This window comes from Blattabacterium cuenoti, from assembly GCF_014252035.1.
GTDB lineage: Bacteria > Bacteroidota > Bacteroidia > Flavobacteriales > Blattabacteriaceae > Blattabacterium > Blattabacterium cuenoti_Z.
Genome location: NZ_CP059207.1, coordinates 488,631 through 512,978, shown reverse-complemented (window position 1 = coordinate 512,978; position 24,348 = coordinate 488,631). Strand labels below are relative to the sequence as shown.

General features: G+C 23.2%; 25 protein-coding genes and 1 tRNA gene. 8 read left to right on the top strand and 18 right to left on the bottom strand.

All coding sequences use genetic code 11. From position 1 onward, the window contains the following. Positions 1–55 precede the first annotated feature (55 nt). Both H0H49_RS03075 and H0H49_RS02495 read right to left on the bottom strand, forming a co-directional pair. A complete protein-coding gene (locus H0H49_RS03075; RefSeq protein ID WP_238784940.1) occupies positions 56–238 on the bottom strand; it encodes a S4 domain-containing protein in 183 nt (60 codons plus the stop codon). Continuing rightward, the gene (locus H0H49_RS02495; RefSeq protein WP_185864382.1) at positions 207–1,103 is read right to left on the bottom strand and encodes a PASTA domain-containing protein; all 897 of its coding nucleotides are present in this window, start codon (positions 1,101–1,103) and stop codon (positions 207–209) included. The genes H0H49_RS03075 and H0H49_RS02495 overlap by 32 nt, the downstream gene beginning before the upstream one ends. Before the next feature lie 65 nt (positions 1,104–1,168). Between H0H49_RS02495 and H0H49_RS02490 the strand changes: the two genes are divergently transcribed. Next, on the top strand, positions 1,169–2,146 hold the full coding sequence (locus H0H49_RS02490) for a D-alanine--D-alanine ligase (RefSeq protein ID WP_185864381.1): 978 nt from the start codon (positions 1,169–1,171) through the stop codon (positions 2,144–2,146). A gap of 130 nt (positions 2,147–2,276) precedes the next feature. Here H0H49_RS02490 and feoB read toward each other — a convergent pair whose 3' ends face one another. Both feoB and H0H49_RS02480 read right to left on the bottom strand, forming a co-directional pair. Beyond that, on the bottom strand, positions 2,277–4,340 hold the full coding sequence (gene feoB / locus H0H49_RS02485; protein WP_185864380.1) for a ferrous iron transport protein B: 2,064 nt from the start codon (positions 4,338–4,340) through the stop codon (positions 2,277–2,279). Then, entirely contained in the window at positions 4,333–4,563 is a 231-nt protein-coding gene (locus tag H0H49_RS02480) for a FeoA family protein (RefSeq protein ID WP_185864379.1), read from the bottom strand. Before H0H49_RS02480 ends, feoB begins: the two co-directional genes overlap by 8 nt. Positions 4,564–4,647: 84 nt before the next feature. On the opposite strand from H0H49_RS02480, the gene rseP reads away from it, so the two are divergent. After that, a complete protein-coding gene (rseP, locus tag H0H49_RS02475; RefSeq protein ID WP_185864378.1) occupies positions 4,648–5,982 on the top strand; it encodes an RIP metalloprotease RseP in 1,335 nt (444 codons plus the stop codon). Here the strand turns inward: rseP and H0H49_RS02470 are convergent. Beyond that, positions 5,963–6,577: a 5-formyltetrahydrofolate cyclo-ligase gene (locus H0H49_RS02470; protein WP_185864377.1), complete on the bottom strand. Its 615-nt coding sequence runs from the start codon at positions 6,575–6,577 to the stop codon at positions 5,963–5,965. The two genes, rseP and H0H49_RS02470, sit on opposite strands and share 20 nt — an antisense overlap. Before the next feature lie 24 nt (positions 6,578–6,601). Next, a complete protein-coding gene (locus tag H0H49_RS02465) occupies positions 6,602–7,411 on the bottom strand; it encodes an alpha/beta fold hydrolase (RefSeq protein ID WP_185864376.1) in 810 nt (269 codons plus the stop codon). Positions 7,412–7,538: 127 nt separating this feature from the next. On the opposite strand from H0H49_RS02465, the gene H0H49_RS02460 reads away from it, so the two are divergent. Continuing rightward, on the top strand, positions 7,539–8,315 hold the full coding sequence (locus tag H0H49_RS02460; protein ID WP_185864375.1) for a type III pantothenate kinase: 777 nt from the start codon (positions 7,539–7,541) through the stop codon (positions 8,313–8,315). 38 nt (positions 8,316–8,353) lie between these two features. On the opposite strand, the gene H0H49_RS02455 is transcribed toward H0H49_RS02460, so the two are convergent. The 8 genes from H0H49_RS02455 to recG form a co-directional block, all read right to left on the bottom strand. After that, positions 8,354–8,764, bottom strand: a complete 411-nt coding sequence (locus tag H0H49_RS02455; protein ID WP_185864374.1) for an HIT family protein — start codon at positions 8,762–8,764, stop codon at positions 8,354–8,356. Continuing rightward, positions 8,757–9,239, bottom strand: a complete 483-nt coding sequence (gene greA / locus H0H49_RS02450) for a transcription elongation factor GreA (protein WP_185864373.1) — start codon at positions 9,237–9,239, stop codon at positions 8,757–8,759. The genes H0H49_RS02455 and greA overlap by 8 nt, the downstream gene beginning before the upstream one ends. Before the next feature lie 94 nt (positions 9,240–9,333). After that, a complete protein-coding gene (murA, locus tag H0H49_RS02445; RefSeq protein WP_185864372.1) occupies positions 9,334–10,647 on the bottom strand; it encodes a UDP-N-acetylglucosamine 1-carboxyvinyltransferase in 1,314 nt (437 codons plus the stop codon). Continuing rightward, complete coding sequence (locus tag H0H49_RS02440; protein ID WP_185864371.1) at positions 10,647–11,279, bottom strand: DUF4290 domain-containing protein; 633 nt, start codon at positions 11,277–11,279, stop codon at positions 10,647–10,649. The genes murA and H0H49_RS02440 overlap by 1 nt, the downstream gene beginning before the upstream one ends. Before the next feature lie 31 nt (positions 11,280–11,310). Further along, positions 11,311–11,676, bottom strand: coding sequence for a cation transporter dimerization domain-containing protein (locus H0H49_RS03070; protein WP_238784939.1), 366 nt, complete (start codon positions 11,674–11,676; stop codon positions 11,311–11,313). Positions 11,677–11,761: 85 nt separating this feature from the next. After that, positions 11,762–12,106 carry a hypothetical protein gene (locus H0H49_RS03065; RefSeq protein WP_238784938.1) on the bottom strand — a complete coding sequence of 115 codons (345 nt, stop codon included), beginning with the start codon at positions 12,104–12,106 and terminating at the stop codon, positions 11,762–11,764. A gap of 99 nt (positions 12,107–12,205) precedes the next feature. Beyond that, complete coding sequence (locus tag H0H49_RS02430) at positions 12,206–14,314, bottom strand: ATP-dependent helicase (protein ID WP_185864370.1); 2,109 nt, start codon at positions 14,312–14,314, stop codon at positions 12,206–12,208. After that, the gene (gene recG / locus H0H49_RS02425; protein WP_185864369.1) at positions 14,305–16,395 is read right to left on the bottom strand and encodes an ATP-dependent DNA helicase RecG; all 2,091 of its coding nucleotides are present in this window, start codon (positions 16,393–16,395) and stop codon (positions 14,305–14,307) included. The genes H0H49_RS02430 and recG overlap by 10 nt, the downstream gene beginning before the upstream one ends. A 68-nt stretch (positions 16,396–16,463) precedes the next feature. On the opposite strand from recG, the gene H0H49_RS02420 reads away from it, so the two are divergent. The 4 genes from H0H49_RS02420 (at position 16,464) to ribD (ending at position 18,547) form a co-directional block, all read left to right on the top strand. After that, a tRNA-Val gene (locus tag H0H49_RS02420) sits at positions 16,464–16,538 on the top strand. A 63-nt stretch (positions 16,539–16,601) separates the two neighbouring features. Beyond that, positions 16,602–16,799, top strand: a complete 198-nt coding sequence (rpsU, locus tag H0H49_RS02415; RefSeq protein ID WP_185864368.1) for a 30S ribosomal protein S21 — start codon at positions 16,602–16,604, stop codon at positions 16,797–16,799. A 14-nt stretch (positions 16,800–16,813) separates the two neighbouring features. Beyond that, positions 16,814–17,569, top strand: a complete 756-nt coding sequence (locus H0H49_RS02410) for a shikimate dehydrogenase family protein (RefSeq protein ID WP_185864367.1) — start codon at positions 16,814–16,816, stop codon at positions 17,567–17,569. Between the two features lie 12 nt (positions 17,570–17,581). Then, positions 17,582–18,547 carry a bifunctional diaminohydroxyphosphoribosylaminopyrimidine deaminase/5-amino-6-(5-phosphoribosylamino)uracil reductase RibD gene (gene ribD, locus H0H49_RS02405; RefSeq protein WP_185864366.1) on the top strand — a complete coding sequence of 322 codons (966 nt, stop codon included), beginning with the start codon at positions 17,582–17,584 and terminating at the stop codon, positions 18,545–18,547. On the opposite strand, the gene H0H49_RS02400 is transcribed toward ribD, so the two are convergent. Beyond that, the gene (locus H0H49_RS02400; protein WP_238784937.1) at positions 18,531–19,478 is read right to left on the bottom strand and encodes a phosphoserine aminotransferase; all 948 of its coding nucleotides are present in this window, start codon (positions 19,476–19,478) and stop codon (positions 18,531–18,533) included. The two genes, ribD and H0H49_RS02400, sit on opposite strands and share 17 nt — an antisense overlap. Positions 19,479–19,614: 136 nt before the next feature. On the opposite strand from H0H49_RS02400, the gene H0H49_RS02395 reads away from it, so the two are divergent. Continuing rightward, complete coding sequence (locus H0H49_RS02395; protein WP_185864364.1) at positions 19,615–19,929, top strand: 4Fe-4S dicluster domain-containing protein; 315 nt, start codon at positions 19,615–19,617, stop codon at positions 19,927–19,929. A 320-nt stretch (positions 19,930–20,249) separates the two neighbouring features. Here the strand turns inward: H0H49_RS02395 and lpdA are convergent, their stop codons facing one another. Genes lpdA through rny form a run of 3 tightly spaced genes read right to left on the bottom strand, consistent with a single transcriptional unit; the run spans position 20,250 to position 24,263 of the window. After that, the gene (gene lpdA, locus H0H49_RS02390) at positions 20,250–21,668 is read right to left on the bottom strand and encodes a dihydrolipoyl dehydrogenase (protein WP_185864363.1); all 1,419 of its coding nucleotides are present in this window, start codon (positions 21,666–21,668) and stop codon (positions 20,250–20,252) included. 34 nt (positions 21,669–21,702) lie between these two features. Continuing rightward, positions 21,703–22,677 carry a deoxyhypusine synthase family protein gene (locus H0H49_RS02385; protein WP_185864362.1) on the bottom strand — a complete coding sequence of 325 codons (975 nt, stop codon included), beginning with the start codon at positions 22,675–22,677 and terminating at the stop codon, positions 21,703–21,705. A gap of 14 nt (positions 22,678–22,691) precedes the next feature. Then, on the bottom strand, positions 22,692–24,263 hold the full coding sequence (rny, locus tag H0H49_RS02380; RefSeq protein WP_185864361.1) for a ribonuclease Y: 1,572 nt from the start codon (positions 24,261–24,263) through the stop codon (positions 22,692–22,694). Positions 24,264–24,348: the final 85 nt, after the last annotated feature.

Genomic DNA, 24,348 nt, shown 5'->3' with positions numbered 1-24,348 from the left:
TTATCGATATTATTATTATTGTATAATAATGAATCAATTGATAATTCAATAGAATCTAGAGGTTTAATTTTGTGGTTTTTTTTTTAATAGTTTTTTTATTGATTAATACTTGACTTGAATTCATAGCTTTTTGAATTTGATTTCTACTAATATTTTGTATTCTATTTGCTAAAAATGTATCAATACGTATTTTTTTTTCATTTTTATCAACTATGATTTTTATTTTTGTTTCTTTCATTTTTTGATTTTTTTTTTAGAATAGTTGTTTTTACAGGTTTTTTATCTAAAGGAGTATTAATGACGGGATTATTATTTCCAATTGGTAATGGAGGAGTAGTAGGTTCTTCTAATGATAACCATAAATCAATAGGTTTATTTTTATCATAAATTGTACCAGGATCAGGTTTTTGACGATATACTTTTGCATTATGATCATTCGTATTTTGATAATCATAGTAAAAATTAACAGTATTAAAAAATTTATTTTTTAAAATAGAAATAGCTATTTTTATCGGCATTCCAGTAACATTTGGAACTATATTATGATTATTATGAAAACTTTTTCCTATCAGTAGAGTAATTCCATCGTTTTTTTTACAAAATACATATCCTGATGTAATAGATTGATTATTATAAAATACTTTTATAATCTTATCTTTATAAATATCATCATCTTCTATATATCTTATTTCTTTAATAAATAGATTATTTTTATGTAATAATTTTATAGCTATATTTTTTTTTTTATTAAAAATATCCGGCAAAACATTACAATATTTATTTGGTTTTGAATTTATTTTCATGTATATAAATCTTCCTTGTTTGACATGAGATCCAACTTTTGGAAAAAAAGAAATAATTTTATCATTATCTAATGATGGATCGTAATATGATTTATCTATATTATATTTCAATCCTAACTTCTTTAAAATTAATATAGATTCTGTTAATGTCATATACCGTAATTCTGGAACCTCAACATGAGATCCATGTTTTGTATAGACATCGACCCATTTTAATGCAAATTGAGTAATTTTATATAATATAAATATTGCAGCTAATAAATTGAAAATGAATATTAATATATATTTTGAATAGTTCATAAAAAACTTTTTATGTTTTTTTTTACAGAATTCATATGTATATTATTTATTCAAATATAAAAATAATGAAAAAAATAGCTGTTGTGATGGGGGGTTATACAAAAGAATGTCTTATTTCTATTAAAAGCGGGACAGCTGTTTACAATCATTTAAGTAGATCGGAATTTGAACCTTATCGGGTTTATATTTTTAATGATAATAAATGGTTATTAAAAGATGATAATAACAAGGAATATCATATTAATAAACATGATTTTTCAGTAAAAATAGGAAATAAAACTATTAAATTTGATTGTGTATTTAATGTCATTCATGGAACTCCAGGAGAAGATGGAATATTACAAGCTTATTTTAAATTATTAAAAATTCCTTGCACTGGATCTATTTTTCATCATTCTAATGTAACTTTCAACAAAAAATATTGTCTAACTTTTTTGAAAAATTTTGATATTCATACAGCAAAGTTTTTATTTATAAATAAGAAAAAAATTTTTGATAAAAAAAAAATTATAAAAAAAATAGGTCTTCCATGTTTTATCAAACCTAATAGATCTGGATCTAGTATAGGTATAAGTAAAGTTTATAAAGAAAATGAATTATTATTTGCAATAGAAAAAGCTTTTCAGGAAGATGAAGAAATTATTGTAGAATCTTTTCTTGATGGAAAAGAGATTTCTGTAGGTGTTTTTTCCTATAAAGGGGAAATTTTTGTTTTACCTATAACAGAAATAATCAGTCAGAATGATTTCTTTGATTTTGAATCAAAATATTCTGGTAAATCTAAAGAAATAACACCAGCAAAATTACTACCTGATATAGAAAAAAAAGTACATGATATTGCCAAAAAAGTATATGAAATTTTCAATTTATCTGGAATGTCAAGATCAGAATATATAATAGTCAATGGTGAACCGTACTTTTTAGAAATAAATACGATACCAGGTTTATCAAAAGATAGTATTTTCCCAAAACAGTTAGAATCTGCTGGTATATCTTTATCTTCTTTTTTTAGAAAAATGATATATTCTTCAATAGAAGAATAATTATATTTTGCAATTACACTTTTTTTTACAAAAATTTTTTTGATAAAAAAAAGAAACTAATTTTTTTAACAAAAAAAAAATAGAAACAAAGAAAAATATTCCAATTATTAAGTATTGCCACCACATAATATTATTTTAATGTTTGGTATATAATAAAAGAAGTAACATATGCTAATATAGTCATAAATACGAATTGTATTACAGGCCATTTCCAAGATTTTGTTTCTTTTTTTATTATAGATAAAGTACTCATACATTGCATAGAAAATGCATAAAAAGACAATATAGATAATCCTGTAGCTATAGGTTTTTTTGTTTCCGAAAAAGAATCATTTTTCATCTTTTCATTTAAAGAAACATTTTCTTTTTTCTCTATATTATAAACAGAAGTCATAGTGCTAACAAATACCTCTCTTGCTACAAGAGAAGATAATATTCCTATTCCTATTTTCCAATTATATCCCAACGGATGAAGTAAAGGTTCTATATTTTTTCCTAATATGCCCAAATAAGAATTGGGTAGATTGCTTTTTTGTATGATTATCCATTTATTATTATTATTTACAACATTATTATTAGAAGGACCAAAATTTCCTAAAACCCAAATTATTATATTAACTAACAATATCATTTTTCCTACATTTATAATAAATGATTTAAGATTTATCCATATTGGTATCCATATATTTCTAAATATTGGAATTTTATATGTAGGCATTTCCATAATGAGATGACTTCTATAATTTTTTCTTAATAATTTATGTAGTAACATAGAGACCGTCAATGCAGATAAAATTCCTATAAGATACATTCCCATTAGAACTATTCCTTTCAATTGAATAAAATACCATTTTTTATTCGGAATGATTAGAGATATAATTAATGTGTAAACAGGCAATCTAGCTGAACACGTTATAAAAGGAGTTGCTAAAATAGTAATTAAACGATCTCTTGAATTTTCAATATGTCTAGCAGACATTATTGCGGGTATAGCACAAGCTATGCTGGAAATGAGTGGAACTATACTTTTTCCATTAAGTCCAAATGGACGCATAATTCTATCCATTAAAAAAATAACTCTACTGATATATCCACTTTCTTCCATAATAAGTAAAAAAAATAAAAGAATGAATATTTGTGGAATAAAAGAAATTACAGCACTAATTCCAGGTAATATTCCTTGTAATAAGAAATCATTTAAAGGTCCTGGATATATATTCTCCAATTTTTTTCTAATAATAGAAAAATAATATTCTATAAGTATTTTCGGATGATCTGACCAAAAAAAAATACATTGGAAAATAAAAAACAAAATAAATAAAAAAATAAAATAACCCCAAAATGGATGTAAAATTACATAATTATCTAATTTTTTAGAAAATTCTAATATATTTTTTTTATGATTTGATACAATATTTAAAACTGATTTTGATAATATTTCTCCTATTTTTTCATATCTATCTAATGTTTCTTTTATTTGTAATTTTCTAGAAGAAATATTGTACTTTTTTTTTATTTCTTTTAAATGATGAATATTATTATTTAAAATAATTTTATTATTTGATAAATAAAGCCAAGCTTTATATGTATTATTTATATTGTAAATATTTTTTACTTCATGAATTGGATCATAGTAAATTTTTCTTGGACAAAAAAATAAAGATGTACTTTCTTTTTTTTTTAAATTTTTTATTTTATTTTTTAATTTTTCTAATCCAATTCTTTTTCTCGCATCAATACAAATAATTTCCGATGATAGAATATTTTTAAGTTTTTTTACGTTAATATAAACCCCCTTTTTTTTCGCTTGATCCATCATGTTTAATATGAATAATACAGGAAATCCTAAATCTTGTATTTGACTGAAAAGAAAAATGCTTTTTCTTATGTTAGAAGAATCTGCTACTACAATTATTTTATCGGGAGAATCAACATGGTTCTTTTCATCATTTAATAAATGACATACAATTTCTTCATCTTCAGATGAAGGATAGATACTATATGTCCCTGGTAAATCAATTACTTGATATTGAACTTTTTCAAAGGAAAAATATCCTACTTTTTTTTCTACTGTAACCCCTGAATAATTTCCAACTTTTTGATTTAATCCAGTTAAATTATTAAATAAACAAGTCTTTCCTACATTTGGATTTCCGATAAGTGCTAGTTTAACAAATCTTATTTTATTATTCATTAATAATAGGTTCTACTATAATATTTTCTGCTTCTTTTCTACGTAAAGCTAAAAAAGATTTATCATAACTTATACATAATGGATCATAGAAAATAGAAACAAAAACAACTTCAAATTGAACTCCCGGTAGGATTCCTAATTCTAGTAATTTTATTGGATAATCTTCATTTTTATATCCTTTTATAATACCTTTGTCTCCTTTTTTAAGATTAGATAAGTACAAAATTATATTTTTTTCATAAGATGTAAAATAATGAAAAAATGAAATAAAGGTTTAAATTTATCTTTTTTATCTCAAATATTAATAATGACATCTACTATTATTAGATCTATACAATTACTTCTTAGTATTTCTACACTAATCATAGTTCATGAACTAGGTCATTTTATTTTAGCTAAAATATTCAAAGTAAGAGTTGAAAAATTTTTCTTATTTTTTAATCCTTGGTTTTCTATTTTCAGTAAAAAAATAGGTGATACTATATATGGATTAGGCTGGTTACCTTTAGGTGGTTATGTAAAAATATCTGGAATAATAACAACAGAGGATGTAAATCATCATAATAATACAAAAAAAAATGATTGGGAATTCCGTTCAAAATCATCTATAAAAAAACTATTAATTATATCAGGAGGTATAATATCAAATATATTATTATCAATTATCATTTTTACTTGTTTACTGTTTCAGTATGGAGAGATTTATCTTCCAACAAAAAATATACCATATGGTATTGAAGTAGATGATTTAGGAAAAAATATAGGATTAAAAAATGGAGATAAAATTTTATTTGTTAACGGTCAATATATTCAGTATTTTAATGAAATTCCAAAAGCTATTATTCTAGGTGATTCTATTACTATAGATCGTATGGGTAAAATTGTTCATTTGTCATTAGATAATAATAAAAAAAGGTATCTTTTTGATAGAAAAAAATTTAGTTTTTTCATTAGACCTCGTATTCCTATCATTATAGATGATTATAATAGTTCATCAACAGGCGTTGATGGATTAAAAAAGAATGATGAAATATTGGCAATAAATTCAAAATTTGTTTTATTTTCAGATCAATTAAAAAATTTTGTATCGAAATATAAAAATGAGAATATACTAATTACTATAAATAGAGAAGGAACCATTATACATAAAAATGTATATGTAGATAATAAAGGTTTATTAGGTAGTATAAATCTAAAAAGTTTCATGGATATGGATAACATTTTTTTATTCGAAAAAAAGAAATATTCGTTGATTGAAAGTTTTTTTCATGGAACAAAAAAATCTTGGAATGTTTTAAAAAATCAAATATTTTTTTTTAAAAATGTTTTTCATATACAAACTAAGGCTTACAAACAAATAGGAAGTTTGTTTTCTATGGCTAAAGAATTTCCTTCTACATGGAATTGGAACATTTTTTGGACTTTTACTGCTACTTTATCAATTTGGTTAGCTTTTTTAAATTTATTTCCAATACCATCATTAGATGGTGGATATATTTTATTCATTATCATAGAAATGATAACAAAAAAAAGAATCAATGAAAGCATTACTGAAAAATGTACGGTGTTAGGTTTTTTAATAATTAGTGTAATTATGATTTTCATTATTATTTGGGATATTTTCAAAGTTTTATTGTATTAAAATGATTCAATATTTTTTTATTGAAAATAAATATTTTATTTGTAGTAATTCCAATGTCAATTAATAAATCATGATCATGTATATCTATAATTTTTTTTATAGGATGAAAAAAACTCATTCCTATTTTTATGATATCTTTCTTACATAAATTTATAAATCTATCATAAAAACCTTTTCCATATCCTACACGATAACCTCTCATATCAAATATGAATAATGGAATGAATATGACATCAATAAGTGATATAGAAACTATATGTTTATATATAGGTTCATAAATTCCATATCTGTTTACTTTTAGTAAAGTATTTTTATCAAAGCAACAATTAACAATCGATAATTGATTAAAATTTGAATATGGAACAGTAATGTATTTTTTTTGACTTAAAAGAAAATCAATAATAATAAATGTATTAATTTCATTATTTTTTTGTATAGGTAAAAATATATGGTAATATTTTTTTTGAAATATTTTATAAGAAAAAAATACTTTTTTCATTTTAGATAAAATTTCATGACTCTTTACAATTAATTTTTCTTGAGATATTCTTTTTCTATACGAAAGATATTTTTTGCGTAATTCTTTTTTATTCATTTATTCAAATTATTTTGTTTAACCTTAACTGATGATTCTATCAAAATTAGAAAGAATTTTTATTAATCCATTTGGATCTTCTACATGAGCCATATGACCTACATTAAGGTCAAAATATTTTGTTGTTATTGAATTGATATATTTTACTTCTTTTTTCATTTTTTTTGGAGGTAGAATTAAATCATGTAACCCTATAATATATAATTTTGGAAAACTTGTATTTTTTATTATATGTATTTTATTTTTTCTTATAGACATTCCCTTTAAAAAAGAAATAACACTATAAATAGATGTAGATAAAGCTATCCGTTTTACGAAAAATATTTGTTTTTGTAATATATTTAATTTTCTTGGATCAAATAATTTATTGATATTATTATCAACAAATAGTGGAAAATTGTTTTTTACTAGTTTTATGGATTTTATACGTATTTTTTTCTTTTGATACGAATCAGAATATGCAGTAGAATGAAGTAAACATAAACCTAGAAAAAGATTGGGATTTTTTTCAGCAATAGATAATGATATGTAACCACCCATAGAATGACCTATAAAAATTGCTTTGTTAATATATTCTTTTTCTAATATTTTTAATACAATAACAGATGTTTTTTCCATAGAGGTTATTATATCCATTCTATTTGGAAAAAAGCTTTTTCCATGACCAGGAAGATCAATTAAAATAATTTTATATTTTTTTTTGTTACGAAAGTAAGGAAGAATAAGATTCCATACTTCTAAACTTTCCATAAACCCATGTAATAATACTATAGGAATACCTTCTCCTTCTATTTTATAATTTATTTTTTGATAAAAATCATCTATTAATGTCATATTATTATTCTGTTATTTATTAGTATAGCACAAATCAGTAAATAAATAATTTTTTTTATTTAAAAAATAGTCATATTTCTTTAATAATTAGATTCTTCATTATTATTAAATAAATACTAAAATAATAATGTTATTAACTATAAATATTGGAAATTCAAGTATTCATTTTGGACTATTTAATAATAATTATAGTTTAAAATGTAATTCCTCTTGGATTATTAATAGCAATCCACATAGATCATTGGATGAATATATTATTTTATTTAAAAATATATATCAGCAATATGGAGTTATTTCAAAATTAGTAAAAAATATTGTCATTGGATCTGTTGTTCCTACTTTAACAGATATTATAGAACAATCTTTATATGAAATACATAAGATAAAACCAATTATAGTGGATGGATATTCATATTCTCCTGTAAAACACTATTCTCATCAATTAGGAACAGATTTATATGCCAATGCTATAGCTGCATATACCTTATATAAAAAAAAACACACCATATTAGTGGTAGATTTTGGAACTGCTTTAAGTTTAACATGTGTTGACGAATATGGATTTATTAAAGGTATTATTATTGCACCAGGAATTAACAGTTCTTTATCTGCATTAATTGAAAATACAGCCCAATTATCACAAATTGAATTAAAAAAACCTTCTCAAATACTTGGAAAGTATACAACAGAATCCTGTATACAAAGTGGAATAATATATGGATATTTAGGAATGGTTGAAGGATTAATTAGTCGCATTAATAAAGAATTAAGAACAAATTGTTTTGTTGTAGCAACAGGAGGTTTATCTCATATATATGCACCTTTAACAAAGGAAATTCATATTAAAGATAAATTGCACACAATAAAAGGATTAAAAATATTATTTCATTGGAATAATAAATAACGTAAAAAATTATTTACGCTTCAAATTATAATAGGTAATCAATCAATAATATGTTCTTTTATTTTCTTTGATAGAATTACGAAATTTTTTTTCGATAAAAAAATTCTTTTCTTAGAAAAATTACCATCATTTTCTGTATCCATAGGAATTAAATGAATATGAACATGAGGAACTTCGAAACCCAATACAAATATTCCAATTCGATTGCAAGGAACTGTTTTTTCTAATGCTATACCTACTTTTCTACAAAAAGACATAATAGAAAGAAAACGCTTTTCTGTCATAGAAAAAATATTATTTATGCTTTTTTTAGGAATTACTAAAGTGTGTCCTATTTTCATTGGATAAATATCTAAAAAAGCTAAATGATGAAAATCTTCCGCAATTTTATAAGCAAAAGTTTTATTTTCAATTATATCTTTGAATATATTATGATCTTTTTTATTCACTAAATGCTATTTCTAAAATTTCATAATCAAGAACCATTTTATTAGGAAGTTTAATATGAGCTATTTGTCCTACTTGTTTTCCAAGTAATCCTGTAGATATAGGAGTATTAATAGATATTTTTCCTGATTTTAAATCAGCCTCACCTTCTGGGACTAGAGTATATATTTGCTCTCCTCCATAGGTTAAATTTTTTACTCTAACTGTAGATAATATAGAAACTCTTGTTCTATTTATTTGTGAACCATCTATAATACGAGCGTTATACAATTTTTTTTTTAGTTTAGATATATTCATTTCTAAAAAACCCTGTGCTTCCTTTATCGCATCATATTCTGCGTTTTCTGATAAATCTCCTTTATCTCTAGCTTCTGCTATTTGCATAGATATTTTTGGACGTTCTACGTTTTCTAACCTTTCTATTTCTTTTTGTAATTTTTTTAATCCTTTTTTAGTTATATACTCAAATTTTACCATAGTTTTTCTTTATTAATTAATTTATATCATACATAATAAAAATAATTATAGAAAATCATTTTTTTAAAATCTATTTTTCTTAAAAAGATGATAATTATACTCTTGTAATATCTGCTCCTAAAATACGTAATCTATGATCTATATTTTCGTATCCTCTATCTATTTGCTCTATATTGTTAATGATGCTGGTTCCTTTTGCAGAAAGAGCCGCTATAAGAAGCGATATTCCAGCTCTAATATCTGGAGAATTTAATACAGAACCTCTAAGAAATGATTTATGATTCAACCCAATTACTGTTGCTCTATGTGGATCACATAATATTATTTGTGCCCCCATTTCAATGAGTTTATCTACAAAAAATAGTCTACTTTCAAACATTTTTTGATGAATTAAAACACTACCTTCCGCTTGAGTTGCTACAACAGTTAAAATACTCAATAAATCTGGTGTTAAACCTGGCCATGGGGCATCAGATATTGTTAATATTGCGTTATTTAATAATTTATTAATTTTGTAATATTTTTGCGATGGTATATATATATCATCTTGTCGTTTTTCTAGTTTTATTCCCATTTTTTGGAATACTTTTGGTATTATCCCCAAATTTTTCCAACTTACATTTTTAATTTTTATCTCAGAACAAGTAATTGCTGATAACCCAATCCAACTACCTATTTCTATCATATCAGGTAATATAATATGAACGCATCCTCCTAAATCAGAAACTCCAATGATTTCTATTAAATTAGATCCGATACCTTTTATTTTCGCACCCATTTTATTCAATAGTTTACATAGTTGCTGAATATATGGTTCACATGCAGCATTATAAATAACAGTTTTCCCTTTTGCTAAGGTAGCTGCCATGATGATATTAGCTGTTCCAGTAATAGAAGCTTCTTCCATAAGAATATAATTTCCAATTAAACATTTTTTTTTATTTAAATGTAAATGAAAATACTTTTGTTCAGCATGATAATCAATCGAGCTTCCTAACGAATTTAACCCCATTAAATGAGCATCTAAACGTCTTCTTCCAATTCTATCACCTCCAGGTACTGGTATTTTTACTTTTCCAAATCTTGTTAATAAAGGGCCAGCAATCATAATAGAACCTCTGATAGACTTCCCATATTTAAGAAATTGACTGGTATTGAGATATTCAATATTTATATCATTAGCTTGAAAACTATAATCTCCAATTCCATTTTTTTCTATTTTTACTCCGAGATTCACAAGTATTTTCATCAAACACTTAATATCTCCTATTTCTGGTATATTCTTGATTCTTAATTTTTCAGATGTTAATAAAACTGCACATAAAACCTGTAAAGCTTCGTTTTTCGCTCCTTGAGGAGTTATTTCTCCTTTTAAAATATTGCCTCCTTTTATTTTAAAACTTTCCATTATTCTTTGACTCTCTTCCCTTTATTTTTTTTTAATATTTTATTTGGATTTAAAATATGAGAACATTGTAATAATGTATCTGTTTTTTCCGTTAAACAAATTTTTCCGTTAGAAAGTTTCTTTAAATCCTTAAAAATAATATCGTCTTCTACTACATTTTTATTCCATCTTAAATAATTTTTTTTCATTGTATTTGCTATAGCATAAGATAATCCTTCTTTTTTTTGTTCATCTTTACAATGAATTGCTACATGAATCATATTCCTTATAATTTTTCCATAATATCGAAAATTAGTTAATGATTTTGGATAAATCACTTTTTTATATGATGATATAAAATCCATTTTATTTGGGTTTGGTTTAGGAAATGGAGTATCAATATCTAATTGGTATTTAGATATTATGAATAATTGATTCCATATTAATTTGTGTTGAAAAATTGATTTATTCAATTTTTTTTTAATACCGATATCATTGATCGAAGTATAATATATCATCAGTTTTATAATACTTAATGCACAACGATTTCTTTTTTTTCTATTTTTTATTTTTATAGCATAGTATATCATTTTATGAATATTTCTTCCATATTCTGGGATAATTAATTTAAAACGATTAGTATTATATTCCATATTAATATATTTTTTATTTTTTATGTACTATCTAATAAATTCCAAAAGATTTTTTTTGAAAAATATTATGTATTACTTGACATAATTTATTAAAACAAAATATACAATGATTTTTAGAACATGTATCTACATGTACATACAATTCTACTTTAGAACCAAAGTTTTTTTTGGTGAGTTTAGTTAAATTATTTACTTCTTCATTAGCTTTTTTTATAGTAATAAAATACCATGGAATAGTTAAGTGACAATCTACATGTAGATCTTTACCATATTTAATAATTTTCAAATGATGAATATCTATCCAATAGATATTTCTTTTTTTATTAAAATAATAAAATAAATTCTTCAAAAGATTTTTATCATATTCATCCATAATTCCTACTGTTGCATTCCTCAATAATTACAAACCTGTATACATAAATGAAAAAATAATAGAAATAATTGCATCCATATAAATTTTGTTTTATTTAAAAAAAATAATCCTATAATAATAATACCGAATATGTATCTATTTGAAGATGTTTACCACTAGCTATTAAAATTAAATATTTATTTTTTTTTACAATTTTACAGAATAAAAATCCTAAAAAATAATTAACAAAAGCTGTTATAAGCACTTTTATTGCAGTAGATATAAATTCTATTTTATGACCACCATATGGATGATTATAATCTTTATTAGGTAAAGAAGAATATAATAATATTAATAATAATATACTGATTAAAGCAATGACCCCACTTATTATTATAATAATATTAACTAAACTGTACATGCAATCGTTAAATATAGAAAGTGCAAGAATCATACACCAACTAATCAATTTCATAAAAAAAATAATAATAGACGAAATACATATTATTTTTTGTATATTAAAATTTAATTTTACTTATTTTGTTGAATTATTCATCATACATAAATAATAATATTATTTTCGATAAATAATAAGTTTATTTAGTTGCAATAAAATTCTTTTCTTTCCAACTTTCATAAAATTTACTATAGCAATTTTATTAAAATTTTCTAACTTTATAACGGTTCCAATTCCAAAATTTTTGTGAAATACAATTATTCCTTTTTTGATAACCCCTGAATTTTCAGGTAAAAATTTTTTATTTTCTAATAGAGTAGAAATATGTTTAACTTTTTCATTTTCTATATGAATGAATTTTTTATGTAGTTCATTAATAAAACGGCTAGGAATATTTTTTGTTTTTTTTCCCCATAAAAATCTGTATTTCGTATAAGTTAATATAGCTATTTTTTGTGCTCTAGTTAAAGCAACATAAAATAATCTTCTTTCTTCTTCTATTTTATACTGATAGCTAATACTAGATCTTGATGGAAATAGATTTTCTTCTAATCCTGTAATGAAAACAATAGAAAATTCTAATCCTTTAGATAAATGAACAGTCATTAAAGAAACTTTATCTTCATAATTTTCATTATTAAATTCATCAATATCTTTTTCTACATACAAATATTGTACAAAACCTGATAAACTATTGTCTTCACTTTTTTTTAGTTTTTTTTGTTCTTCTGTATAATAAAATATATTACGTAGTATATATTGAAAATCCGTATAATGATAGTTTTTTTCTAATTCTAGTAAAAAATAAACAATATGTTTTGCTATTGTATAAGCATCTAGTATTTTTGATTTTATTCTGAATTTTTCTATTTCTAGAAAATTTTTTTTCAGTTTTTCTTTTGTTTTTTTCGTAAAAATTTCATAATTATCTATTTTTTTTATTACATCATATATATTTTTTTTATTTGAAAGTTTTATTAACTGTTTTACAGTATTTTTATTTTTTATTATTTTATTGGTAATATATAAAATAGATTCTTCATCATTTGGATTTATTATGACTCTAAAATAATATAATAAATGTCTGATTTCTTTTCTTTTAAAAAATGAAATTGATCCATAAATCTTATATGGTATATTCTTTTTTTTTAGATAATATTCGATTATATATGATTGTTTATTTGTTCTGTAAAGAATAGCAATGTTTTTATATTGAAAAGATTTATTTTTTTTTATTACTGAAAATATATAATTAGCAATATATTCTGCCTCATCTTTATCAGATAAGGCAGAATATATTTTTATTATTTCTCCATTTTCATTTTTAGTCCATATTTTTTTTGTTATTTGATTTTTATTGAAAGAAATAATATTATTAGATGCTTGTACTATATGATTAGTAGAACGGTAATTTTGCTCAAGACGAAATATTTTTGCTTCACTATAATCAACATGAAAATTTAATATATTTTTTATATTTGCACCACGAAAAGCATAAATGCTTTGAGCATCATCTCCAACTACAAAAACATTTTTATTTTTGGAAGATAGATTCTTTATTATAACATTTTGAGCGAAATTGGTATCCTGATATTCATCTATTAATATATATTGAAATTTTTCTTGATATTTTTTTAAAATATTAGGAAAATTTAAAAATAAATGATTAGTGTAAAGTAATATATCATCAAAATCTAAAGCATTTGATTGAAAACAACGCTTCGTATAAATTTCATAAATTTTTGCAAAAGAATCTGATTTTTTTTTTTTAATTAACGATTTACTGTACAAATTATTTTTACATTCTGATATTTCTCTTATGATTTCTCTAGGAGTTTTATTAATATCTACATTGATATCTTTTAGTATTTTTTTTATAACATTCTCTGAATCTTGTTGATCATAAATAGTATAATTAGGATTGTAACCTAACCAGTGAGATTCCTTTCTTAAAATTCTAGAAAATGTTGAATGAAAAGTACCTAATGTTATTTTTTCAAGTTCATCGATAGAAATCATTTTAGATATTCTTTCTTTCATTTCTCTAGCTGCTTTTTTAGTAAAGGTTAAAGCCAATATTTTAGATGGATCTATTCCTATTTCTTTAATCATGTGAGCAATACGATATGTAATAACACGAGTTTTTCCGGAACCTGCACCAGCAATAACTAGTATAGGTCCATTAATATTTTTTATTATATTTTCTTGATCTCTATTTAGAGACATAGACTTTTAAATCTATTTTTCATCCACTGATAATTCCAAAGATTTTTTTTTTCTTTTATAAAATTTGGATTTTTCTGAAAAAATTTTTCAGCAATAGGAAAAACTTCTTTTAATATTTCATAATCTTTTATAGGATTAACAATATGAAAATAATTTTTTCCACTTTGTTTTGTTCCTATTATATCTCCACATCCTCTTTGTTGAAGGTCTTTTTTCGCTATTTCTAATCCATTATTTGTTTTGCACATTATTTCTATTTTAGATTTTCCTTTTAATCCAATATTTTCATTTGTAGTAAGTATGCAATAACTTTGATGTATTCCTCTTCCTACCCTTCCTCTTAACTGATGAAGTTGAGATAATCCAAAAAAGTTTGCATTTTCTATTAAAATAACTGTTGCGTTTGGAACATTTATTCCAACTTCTATCACAGAAGTACATATCATTATTTTTGTTTTTCCATGAAAAAAAAGATTAATTTGTGTTTTTTTTTCTTGAGAATTCATTTGACCATGTAAAATTCCTATTTGATATTCAAAGGATCGAAATATATTTTTTATTTCTTTATATCCCTCTATGAGGCTTTTACATTTATATCCATTTGTAATACATGGATAAACAATATATATTTGTCTTCCTTTTAATATTTGATTTCTTATTATTTCAAAAGCATTTTTCCTATTTTTATCTAGAAAATGAATTGTTTTGATAGGTTTCCTCCCTGAGGGTGTTTTTTTTATTATAGATATATTCAAATCATGATATATGATTTTAGCTAATGTTCTAGGAATAGGTGTTGCAGTCATGATTAGAGTATGAGGAAGTAATTTTTTATCATTTTTATCACAAAGATAAGATCTTTGCCTAACTCCAAAACGTTGTTGTTCATCTATAATAGCTAATCCTAAATTATTGAATTGAACTTTTTTTTGAATTAATGTATGTGTTCCAATTATCACATGGATTATTCCCTTTAATATATCATTATAAATTTTTTTTCTAACAGAAATAGAAGTTGATCTAGTTAGCAAAGAAACTTTTACTCCAATTTTTGAAAACATTTTCATTATATATTGATAATGTTGAATAGCTAAAACCTCTGTAGGTGCCATTATACATGATTGAAATCCATTATCTATAGCAGCTAAAATAGCTAATAAAGCTATTATGGTTTTACCAGAACCTACTTCTCCTTGTAATAATCTATTCATTCTAATAGGTTTTTTTAAATCGTTCCATATTTCTTTAAATACTTTTTTTTGTTCTTCTGTTAAGGAAAAAGGAAGAAAGTTTTTATAAAAATTTTGAAAATTTTCTCCTATTTTTATAAACGCATTACTGCATGTAATACTTTTTTTTGATAAAAGAAATAGTTTCATAAAAAAAAGTTCTTCAAATTTTAAAGAATATTTTGCTTCCAATACTTTTTTAAAAGATTTTGGAAAGTGAATTTGTGTTAAAGCTTCTTTTTTTGTCGTCAATTTTTTTTTTAAAAATTTTTGAAAAAAAAAATCTTCTATATAATCTTTTGATTCTTTAATTAAATTTTTTAATATATTAATTAATAATAAATTACTAAATCCTACATTTTTTAATTTTTTTGGAATAAGATATATGGGATATATGGAATACTCTTTTTTTAAAGAAAAATTTTCATATTCAATATTTGGATGAATAATTTGTATTTTTTTTTGGAAAAAATTCATTTTTCCACAAACTATGATTGTAGTATTTATTCTTATTTTTTTATAAAAGTTAATCTTATGAAACCATATTAATTCGACGTATCCTGTATTATCTTCAAAACGAGCGATTAATACTTTCTTTTTTTTTTTAGTTTTTACTTCTTTGAAGCTGGTAATCTTTCCTAATATTTTTACAAAATTGTTGAAATTTTTTGTATTATTTATCAACAATTCTGATATATTTTTTGATTTAGGTAATTGAATATATTTTTTTGGAAAATAGAATAGTAAATCTTCATATGTATAGATATTTAATTCCGAATTCAGTAAAGAAATTTTTTTTGAACTTAATATATTTAAATCTTTTATGGACTTTTTTAAAACATTATAGAACATATTACTAGAAATAAATAGTTTTTTTTAGAAAATACTTAATTTTGTTAATTGATAATATAAAAAAACTAGGACATTTAGCTCAGTTGGTTTAGAGCACTACTTTGACAGAGTAGAGGTCATCGGTTCAAATCCGATAATGTCCATTTCATTTAAATAAATAATATATTTTCAATTATTTTAATTTTACTTTTAAATAAAATAACAACATGATCTTAATCACTATAGTTAGAGAAGGAGAATCTATTGATAAAGCTTTAAAAAAGTGTAAAAAAAAATTTGATAAAACTCGTGTTTTAAAAGAATTTAGAGAAAAACAACAATATATAAAACCTTCTGAAGGTAGGAGGAATGAAATTTTAAGAGCTAAGTATAGAGAACGTATGAAATCAAAAAAAGATGAATAATACAATATTACTTTATGATAAATAATCAAATTTTATTTGGATTAATTGGTAAAAATATAGTTTATTCTTTTTCAAGAAATTTTTTTTTGGAAAAATTTAAAAAAGAATCATTATATAATGTGGATTATAAAATTTTTGATATTAACCAAATAGATAAAGTTTCACATATTTTTAAAATTCCTTATTTAAAAGGATGTAATGTGACTATTCCTTATAAAACTAACATAATTAAATTTTTAACAAAAGTCGATGAAAAAGCAAAAAAAGTAGGATCTGTAAATGTAATAAAAATTCTTGATAAGAAAAATATTATTGGATATAATACTGATGTTATTGGATTTGAATTATCTTTTAAAAAAGATATTCAATTTATTCGTGAAAAAAGTACCAAAGTTTTGATTTTAGGAACTGGAGGAGCTGCAAAAGCAGTGTCCTTTGTTTTAAAAAACTTAAATTTTTCATATAAATTCGTATCTAGAAATAAAAAAAAATGTTTTTTATCCTATGATGATTTAAATCAAGATATCCTAGAATATTATAAAATTATCATAAACTGTACACCAGTTGGTACATATCCCAATACCAATTTTTGTCCACCTATTCCTTATCAGTTTGTTTCTAAAAAACATTATTTTTATGATTTAGTATATAATCCAAGTAAAAGTTTATTTTTAAAAAAAGCAGAAAAAAAAGGTGCTATTATCAGAAATGGACTAAAAATGTTATACATTCAAGCAAATGAATCATGGAAAATATGGAATCAGTCATAACAATAATAACAAATGTTATTAATTGAAAAAAAAGAAGAAATTTTTATGAAAAGGGCTATACAATTGGCAAAAAATGGACTAGGTATAGTTTCTCCCAATCCTATGGTAGGATGTGTTATAGTGAAAAATGGATTAGTAATATCGGAAGCATGGAATAGGAAAAATCATGCAGAAAAAATAGCTATCAATCAAATTAAAAATAAAAATATATTTGTAGACTCTACACTTTATGTCACATTAGAACCATGTGTTCATTTCAGAAAAACAACTCATTGCGTTATAGATTTAATCATTAAAAAAAAAATACCAAGAGTTGTAATAGGTATGAAAAATCCAAATAAAAAGTTAAATGGCATAGGAATAAAAAAACTAGTAAAAAATGGAGTAAAAGTAATAGAAAATTTTTTAAGTGATCAGTGCTTAATTTTAAATAAACGTTTTTTTACTTTTCATGAAAAAAAAAGACCTTATGTAATATTAAAATGGGTTCAAAGTAATGATGGATTTATTATGTACTCTTCGAATAATAAATGTGGAATTATTTCTAGTCAATTAAATCATAAATGGAGATCTGAGGAAGATAGCATTTTAATAAAAAAAAAAACTGTATTCAATGAAAATACAAAATTAAATGTTAGAAAATGGTATGGAAAAAATCCAATTAAAATTTTTATTGATAAAAAATTAAACATCCCAAATTTTTATATAGAAAATGGTAATCAAGAAAGTATTATTTTTACAGAAAAAAAAAATATATTAAATCATTTATATAAAAAATGCATACAATCTTTAATTGTAGAAGGTGATAGGAATACATTGGAAAATTTCATAAAAAAAGATATATGGGATGAATGTAGAATATTTGTATCTAATAATATCATATTAAAAAATGGGATAGAAGCACCTAAAATCAAAGGGAAAACATTAAAATGTTTAAATATTGATCAAAATATGTTATTTTTTAAGATAAGAATTTAATTGTATTCATTCCATCTGCATAATCATCTAATTTCGGATATTGTGTTTTACCAAATGATGTTTCTCCTTTTAAAAAATTTTTAGATACAATGCATTGTATATATTCTTTTTTGTCATTCATGATATTATCTCTAAGTTTTTTTAAATCTTTATAATATTCATAATAAATAACTGATATAGGACTATAATAGTGATTTTTTTTTTCTAAAAAAATCATAAAGGAATTATTTTTTATATTTACTCTATTCATATTATATATAGATAAATAGTATTTGTAATTGTCCATATATTTTTTATTCTTTTTAAGAATATTTTGATATAAAAATGATTTTTCAAAAATAGAATTGATATTGTATTTATAAGGTATAAATATTTTTCCTACATTTCTGCATCCTCTTCCAGAATAAGAAAGTATATCTTTATTCAAAGAAATTAAATCTTCATCATTTTCATTACCTCTCAAAACTCCTATTGAAGTTCTATTCTTACGTAACAAAAGATGTTTATTTCGAAAATAATATTCAAAATAACGAGCTGTATTATTATTTCCAGTAGCTATAACACAATCATATTTTTCCTTGAAAATATTTTTAGTGAATTTAATTCTATATTTTAATGTTATATTTTCTTGTTTTATAATGTTACATAAAAAAGGAAGCATCACATTATCTTTTTGAGATAATTTTATTATTATATTATGACCAGATATAAGAACACATAAAAAATCATGAAATCCTGCTATTGGAATATTTCCCGGCATAATTACGAGAACATTTTTTATTTTTTTATTTTTTTTTAAATATTCTTTATTTATCCAATATTCTAGATTTTCTTTTGTTAGTGTTAAACCCCATTGTTCTATGCTTAGAAGTAAGTCTTCTATTTGGAACCAGTTATTTTTTATAATAGTTTTTTGAATTACTTTTTTCATAGAATAAAAAAATTTCCTATTCAGAAATAAATATTCAAATTTTTTATTTATGTAAAATTTTTTAAATTCTCTTAAAATTTGGCCTAATTTGTCAAAAGTATCAATCATTTTTTATTTATTTTAATAACAACAACATATGTCTATAAAGATAACAGAAGAATGCATTAATTGTGGAGCTTGTGAACTAGAATGTCCTAATCATGCAATTTATGAAGGAGGTAAAAAATGGAGAATGTCAGATGGAAATAAAAAAAATAATGAAATTTTTAATAATTTACAAGAACCAATAAAAAAAAATACATATTTTATTGTTCCAGAAAAATGTACTGAATGTATTGGTTTTTATGAGGAACCACAATGTATTATGGTATGTCCAGTGAATTGTTGTGTGATAAATATATCTGAAACTAAAGAAGAACTTATTAAAAAAAAGAATTTTTTATATAATTAATATGGAATTAAACTATAATTTTTTTAAAAAAATAATATAAAAAAAATATTGTATTTTTTTTATGGGGAAAGAATACAAGAATGAAATCCGCATTCATCAATATTATTTACTATATTTTAGAAACAAATATCGCACCCTGATCCACTTTCTGCATATCATCATAGGATTATCGGTTCTAAACACTTAACTTACTTTATCAAGACCAATTTTTTATATAAAAAAGGAAAACTACCTACCCATCATCATCATACATAGGAACATAAATTATTATTAACCAACCAATAATAATTGATATAATATAACAACACGAATAATAAATATTACATATGTATAGATCTATTTTCAAAACTTAATAATGCTGCTTCTTTAAAAGATTCGCTATAAGTAGGATGAGGATGACATATTCTGTATATATCTTCAGAAGAAGAGTGAAATTCCATGGCAACAGTTGCTTCCATAATCATATCTGATGCATGATCTCCTATTATATGAATTCCTAATATTTTATCTGTTTTTTTATCAGTAATCATTTTCAAAAAACCTTCTGTACATCCACTGGTTCTAGCCCTACCTAATATTTTCATTGGAAATAAACCAATATTATATTCTATTTTATCATTTTTTATTTCACACTCTGTTTTTCCAACACTAGCGACCTCTGGATGAGTATAAATTATTGAAGGGATCAAATTATAATTGATAGTATTAGGTTTTTGTCCTGCTATATGTTCTGCTACATATAATCCTTCATCTTCTGCTTTGTGGGCTAACATTTTTCCACCTATAACATCTCCAATAGCATAAATATTTTTTATACTACTTTGTAGATGAGTATTAACTACAATAAATCCTTTTTTATCTTTTTTTATTCCTATATTTTCCAAATTTAAGCTATATGTATTTGGAATTCTCCCTATGGATAAAAGACAGTAATCTCCTGTGAATTTTATTTTATCACCTTTTTTTTTATGTTGAGCAAAAATAGATACTTTATTATTATTTTCTGTAACTATATTATTAATAACTAAAGAAGTTTCTATTTTTATGTAGGATTTTTTTAGTATTTTTTTCATTTCTTCACTTAAAGATATATCCATACCAGGTATTATTCTACTCATACCTTCTATGATTATGACTTCGCTACCTATTCTATTAAATATGGAACCTATTTCTAATCCAATAATTCCACCTCCAACTATTATTAGTTTTTTTGGTATTTCTTTTAACGATAAAGCTTCTGTAGAAGAAATGATTCTATTCTTTTTACTAAAATTTAAATTTGGTATACATGCTGGTTTAGATCCAGTAGATATTATACAAAATTTAAAATAAAGTTTATTTTTTTTAGATAAAGATTTAATTGATATGGTATTACTATTTATAAATGATGCAATTCCTTGATAAAAATCGATCTTATTTTTATTCAATAAATATCTAATTCCATTATTTATAGTTTTAACTATATTATTTTTTCTATACATCATTTTCTCAAAATCTAGATATATTTCTTTAAAAAAAATTCCGTGTAAATTGAAATCTTTTTTCGCTAATGAAAAATATTTAGAAGAATCTAAAAGAGATTTAGATGGTATACAACCTACATTTAAACATGTACCTCCTAAATTTTCGTACTTTTCTACAATTGCTGTTTTAAATCCTAATTGACTTGATCTAATGGCAGATATATATCCTCCTGGACCAGCACCAATAACTACAATATCATAATGATGATTACTCATGTTAATTTTTATTTATAATAATAAAGTTACATAATTACATATTTAATACATATGCAAAAATTAATGGTGCAACAATAGTTGCATCTGATTCAATAACAAATTTTGGAGTATCTTTTTCTAATTTTCCCCATGTTATTTTTTCATTGGGAATTGCTCCAGAATAAGATCCATAACTTGTGGTAGAATCTGATATTTGACAGAAATAAGACCAATGAGGAATAGATTTATAACCTATATCTTGAGATAACATAGGTACTACGCAAATAGGAAAATCTCCTGATATTCCTCCACCAATTTGAAAAAAACCTATTTTATGTTTATTAGATTCTTTTTGATACCATTTTGCTAAGTATATCATGTATTCAATACCACTTTTAACTAGAGAAGGGGAGAACATTTTTTTTATACAACATGAAGCATATATATTACCTATTGTACTATCTTCCCATCCCGGAACTATTATCGGTAGGTTCTTTTTTGCAGCAGCTAATACCCAACTATTTTTTGGATCTATATTATAGTATGGTTTTAAAATATCTTTTAATAATAATTGATAAATATATTCATGAGGAAAATAACGTTCTTTTTTTTGATGAGCAATTTTCCATATATTTAAAATATGTTTTTGAAGCTTTTTAAAAGCTTGTTCTTCTGGAATACAAGTATCTGTTACTCTAGAATAACCTTCTTTTAGAATATTTTTTTCTTGATCCGGTGTAAGATCTCTATAATTAGGGATTATTTTATAATGAGAATTGGCTATTAGGTTTAATATATCTTCTTCTAAATTAGCTCCTGTACAAGAAATAATATGCACTTGATCTTTTCTTATCATTTCAGCTAATATTTTTCCCAATTCTGAAGTACTCATTGCGCCTGCTATAGTTATCATCATTTTTCCATTTTTCTGAATATGAGATTTATATGATTTAGCTGCTTCTGATAAAGACAAAGCGTTAAAGTGAAGGAAGTATTTTTTGATAAAAGAAGTAATGGGAGATTCTTTCATATTTTCATATTTTTTTATTTAGCTATTTGTACTGCTCTTGTTTCTCTAATAACTGTTACTTTTATTTGACCAGGATATGTTATTTCATTTTTTATTTTTTCTGTAATATCGCAAGATAATTGAAAAGCTTTTTTATCATCTATTTTATCACTTTTTACTAAAACACGTAATTCTCTTCCTGCTTGTATAGCAAACGCTTTATTCACACCTTCAAAACTAATTGCTATATCTTCTAAATTTTTTAACCTTTTTGAGTAAGATTCGAAATAATTTTTTCTTACTCCTGGACGAGATCCACTAATTGAATCTGATATTTGCACAATAGGAGATATTAATGTTTTCATTTCTATTTCGTCATGATGAGATCCAATAGCGTTACATATATCAATATTTTCTCCATATTTTTCTGCCCATTGCATTCCTAAAATAGCATGAGGTAATTCTGATTCTGTTTCAGGAATTTTACCAATATCATGTAATAATCCTGCACGTTTTGCTAGTTTTACATTTAATCCTAATTCAGAAGCTAATATTCCTGATAAATGAGAAACTTCACGAGAGTGTTGTAATAAATTTTGACCATAAGATGATCTATATTTCATTCTTCCTATCATTTTAATTAATTCTGGGTGAACTCCGTTAATTCCTAAATCAATTAGATTTTTTTTTCCTATTTCAATTATTTCTTCTTCTATTTTTTGTTCTGTTTTTAATACTATTTCTTCTATTTTTGCTGGATGAATACGTCCGTCGACCACTAATTTTTGGAGAGATATTCTAGCAATTTCTCTTCTAACAGGATTAAAACAAGATAAAAGAATAGATTCCGGTGTATCATCTACAATGATATCGACACCTGTCGCTCTTTCTAGAGCTCTTATATTTCTTCCTTCTTTTCCTATAATACGTCCTTTTACATCGTCTGATTCTATATTGAAAATAGATACAGCATTTTCTGCAGATTGTTCTGCACCAATCCTTTGAATTGCCTGAATTACTATTTTTTTAGCTTTCATTTTTGCAGTTAATTGTGATTCTTCTATAATATTTCTTATATATGATTTTACTTTTATTTTTGCTTCGTTTTTCAGTAATTTAATTAATTCATTTTTAGCTATTTCAGAAGAATAGTTGCTTATTTTTTCAAGTAATTTTACTTGTTTTTTATGCATGTTTTTAAATTCTTCTTCTTTATTCTGAAGAATTTTATACTTTTTTTCATAATCATGCATTTTAATTTCTAAAAGATTATTACTCTTCAAATAAAATTCTATTTCTTTGGATAATTTACTTTCTTTTTCTTTTGTTCTATTTTCTATATCAATTATATTTTTTTCTCTAAAATATATGTTTTTATCATGTTTAGATTTTAATTCTATAAATTTTTCTTTAGCTTGTAAAACTTTTTTTTTCTTTAAATTTTCCCCTTCTTTTTCTGCATTTCTTATGATTTTTTTTGCTTGAACATTAGCTTGTTCTAATAATTGAATATATTTTTTTAATATAGTTTTTCTTCCAAAAAAATAACATGTAATAATTCCTATCAAAAACCCCATTAATACCGAAATCCCAACATTTATTTTCATATTCACTCAATTTAAATATAAAATAAAATAGACATTTTAATAACATTTTTAAAACCAAAAAAGAATCAAAAGTTTTTATAAAGTT

Excerpts from the sequence above, each read along its gene's own strand:
- H0H49_RS02385 (WP_185864362.1), bottom strand. The coding sequence starts at position 22,677 with ATGAAAGAATCTCCCATTACTTCTTTTATCAAAAAATACTTCCTTCAC.
- H0H49_RS03065 (WP_238784938.1), bottom strand. The coding sequence starts at position 12,106 with ATGAAATTGATTAGTTGGTGTATGATTCTTGCACTTTCTATATTTAAC.
- H0H49_RS02470 (WP_185864377.1), bottom strand. The coding sequence starts at position 6,577 with ATGAATAAAAAAGAATTACGCAAAAAATATCTTTCGTATAGAAAAAGA.
- H0H49_RS03075 (WP_238784940.1), bottom strand. The coding sequence starts at position 238 with ATGAAAGAAACAAAAATAAAAATCATAGTTGATAAAAATGAAAAAAAA.
- H0H49_RS02400 (WP_238784937.1), bottom strand. The coding sequence starts at position 19,478 with ATGAAAAAAGTAATTCAAAAAACTATTATAAAAAATAACTGGTTCCAA.
- H0H49_RS02460 (WP_185864375.1), top strand. The coding sequence starts at position 7,539 with ATGTTATTAACTATAAATATTGGAAATTCAAGTATTCATTTTGGACTA.
- H0H49_RS02495 (WP_185864382.1), bottom strand. The coding sequence starts at position 1,103 with ATGAACTATTCAAAATATATATTAATATTCATTTTCAATTTATTAGCT.
- H0H49_RS02430 (WP_185864370.1), bottom strand. The coding sequence starts at position 14,314 with ATGTCTCTAAATAGAGATCAAGAAAATATAATAAAAAATATTAATGGA.
- H0H49_RS02410 (WP_185864367.1), top strand. The coding sequence starts at position 16,814 with ATGATAAATAATCAAATTTTATTTGGATTAATTGGTAAAAATATAGTT.
- murA (WP_185864372.1), bottom strand. The coding sequence starts at position 10,647 with ATGGAAAGTTTTAAAATAAAAGGAGGCAATATTTTAAAAGGAGAAATA.
- lpdA (WP_185864363.1), bottom strand. The coding sequence starts at position 21,668 with ATGAGTAATCATCATTATGATATTGTAGTTATTGGTGCTGGTCCAGGA.
- rpsU (WP_185864368.1), top strand. The coding sequence starts at position 16,602 with ATGATCTTAATCACTATAGTTAGAGAAGGAGAATCTATTGATAAAGCT.
- H0H49_RS02465 (WP_185864376.1), bottom strand. The coding sequence starts at position 7,411 with ATGACATTAATAGATGATTTTTATCAAAAAATAAATTATAAAATAGAA.
- H0H49_RS02440 (WP_185864371.1), bottom strand. The coding sequence starts at position 11,279 with ATGGAATATAATACTAATCGTTTTAAATTAATTATCCCAGAATATGGA.
- feoB (WP_185864380.1), bottom strand. The coding sequence starts at position 4,340 with ATGAATAATAAAATAAGATTTGTTAAACTAGCACTTATCGGAAATCCA.
- greA (WP_185864373.1), bottom strand. The coding sequence starts at position 9,239 with ATGGTAAAATTTGAGTATATAACTAAAAAAGGATTAAAAAAATTACAA.
- H0H49_RS02490 (WP_185864381.1), top strand. The coding sequence starts at position 1,169 with ATGAAAAAAATAGCTGTTGTGATGGGGGGTTATACAAAAGAATGTCTT.
- ribD (WP_185864366.1), top strand. The coding sequence starts at position 17,582 with ATGTTATTAATTGAAAAAAAAGAAGAAATTTTTATGAAAAGGGCTATA.
- rny (WP_185864361.1), bottom strand. The coding sequence starts at position 24,263 with ATGAAAATAAATGTTGGGATTTCGGTATTAATGGGGTTTTTGATAGGA.
- recG (WP_185864369.1), bottom strand. The coding sequence starts at position 16,395 with ATGTTCTATAATGTTTTAAAAAAGTCCATAAAAGATTTAAATATATTA.
- rseP (WP_185864378.1), top strand. The coding sequence starts at position 4,648 with ATGACATCTACTATTATTAGATCTATACAATTACTTCTTAGTATTTCT.
- H0H49_RS02395 (WP_185864364.1), top strand. The coding sequence starts at position 19,615 with ATGTCTATAAAGATAACAGAAGAATGCATTAATTGTGGAGCTTGTGAA.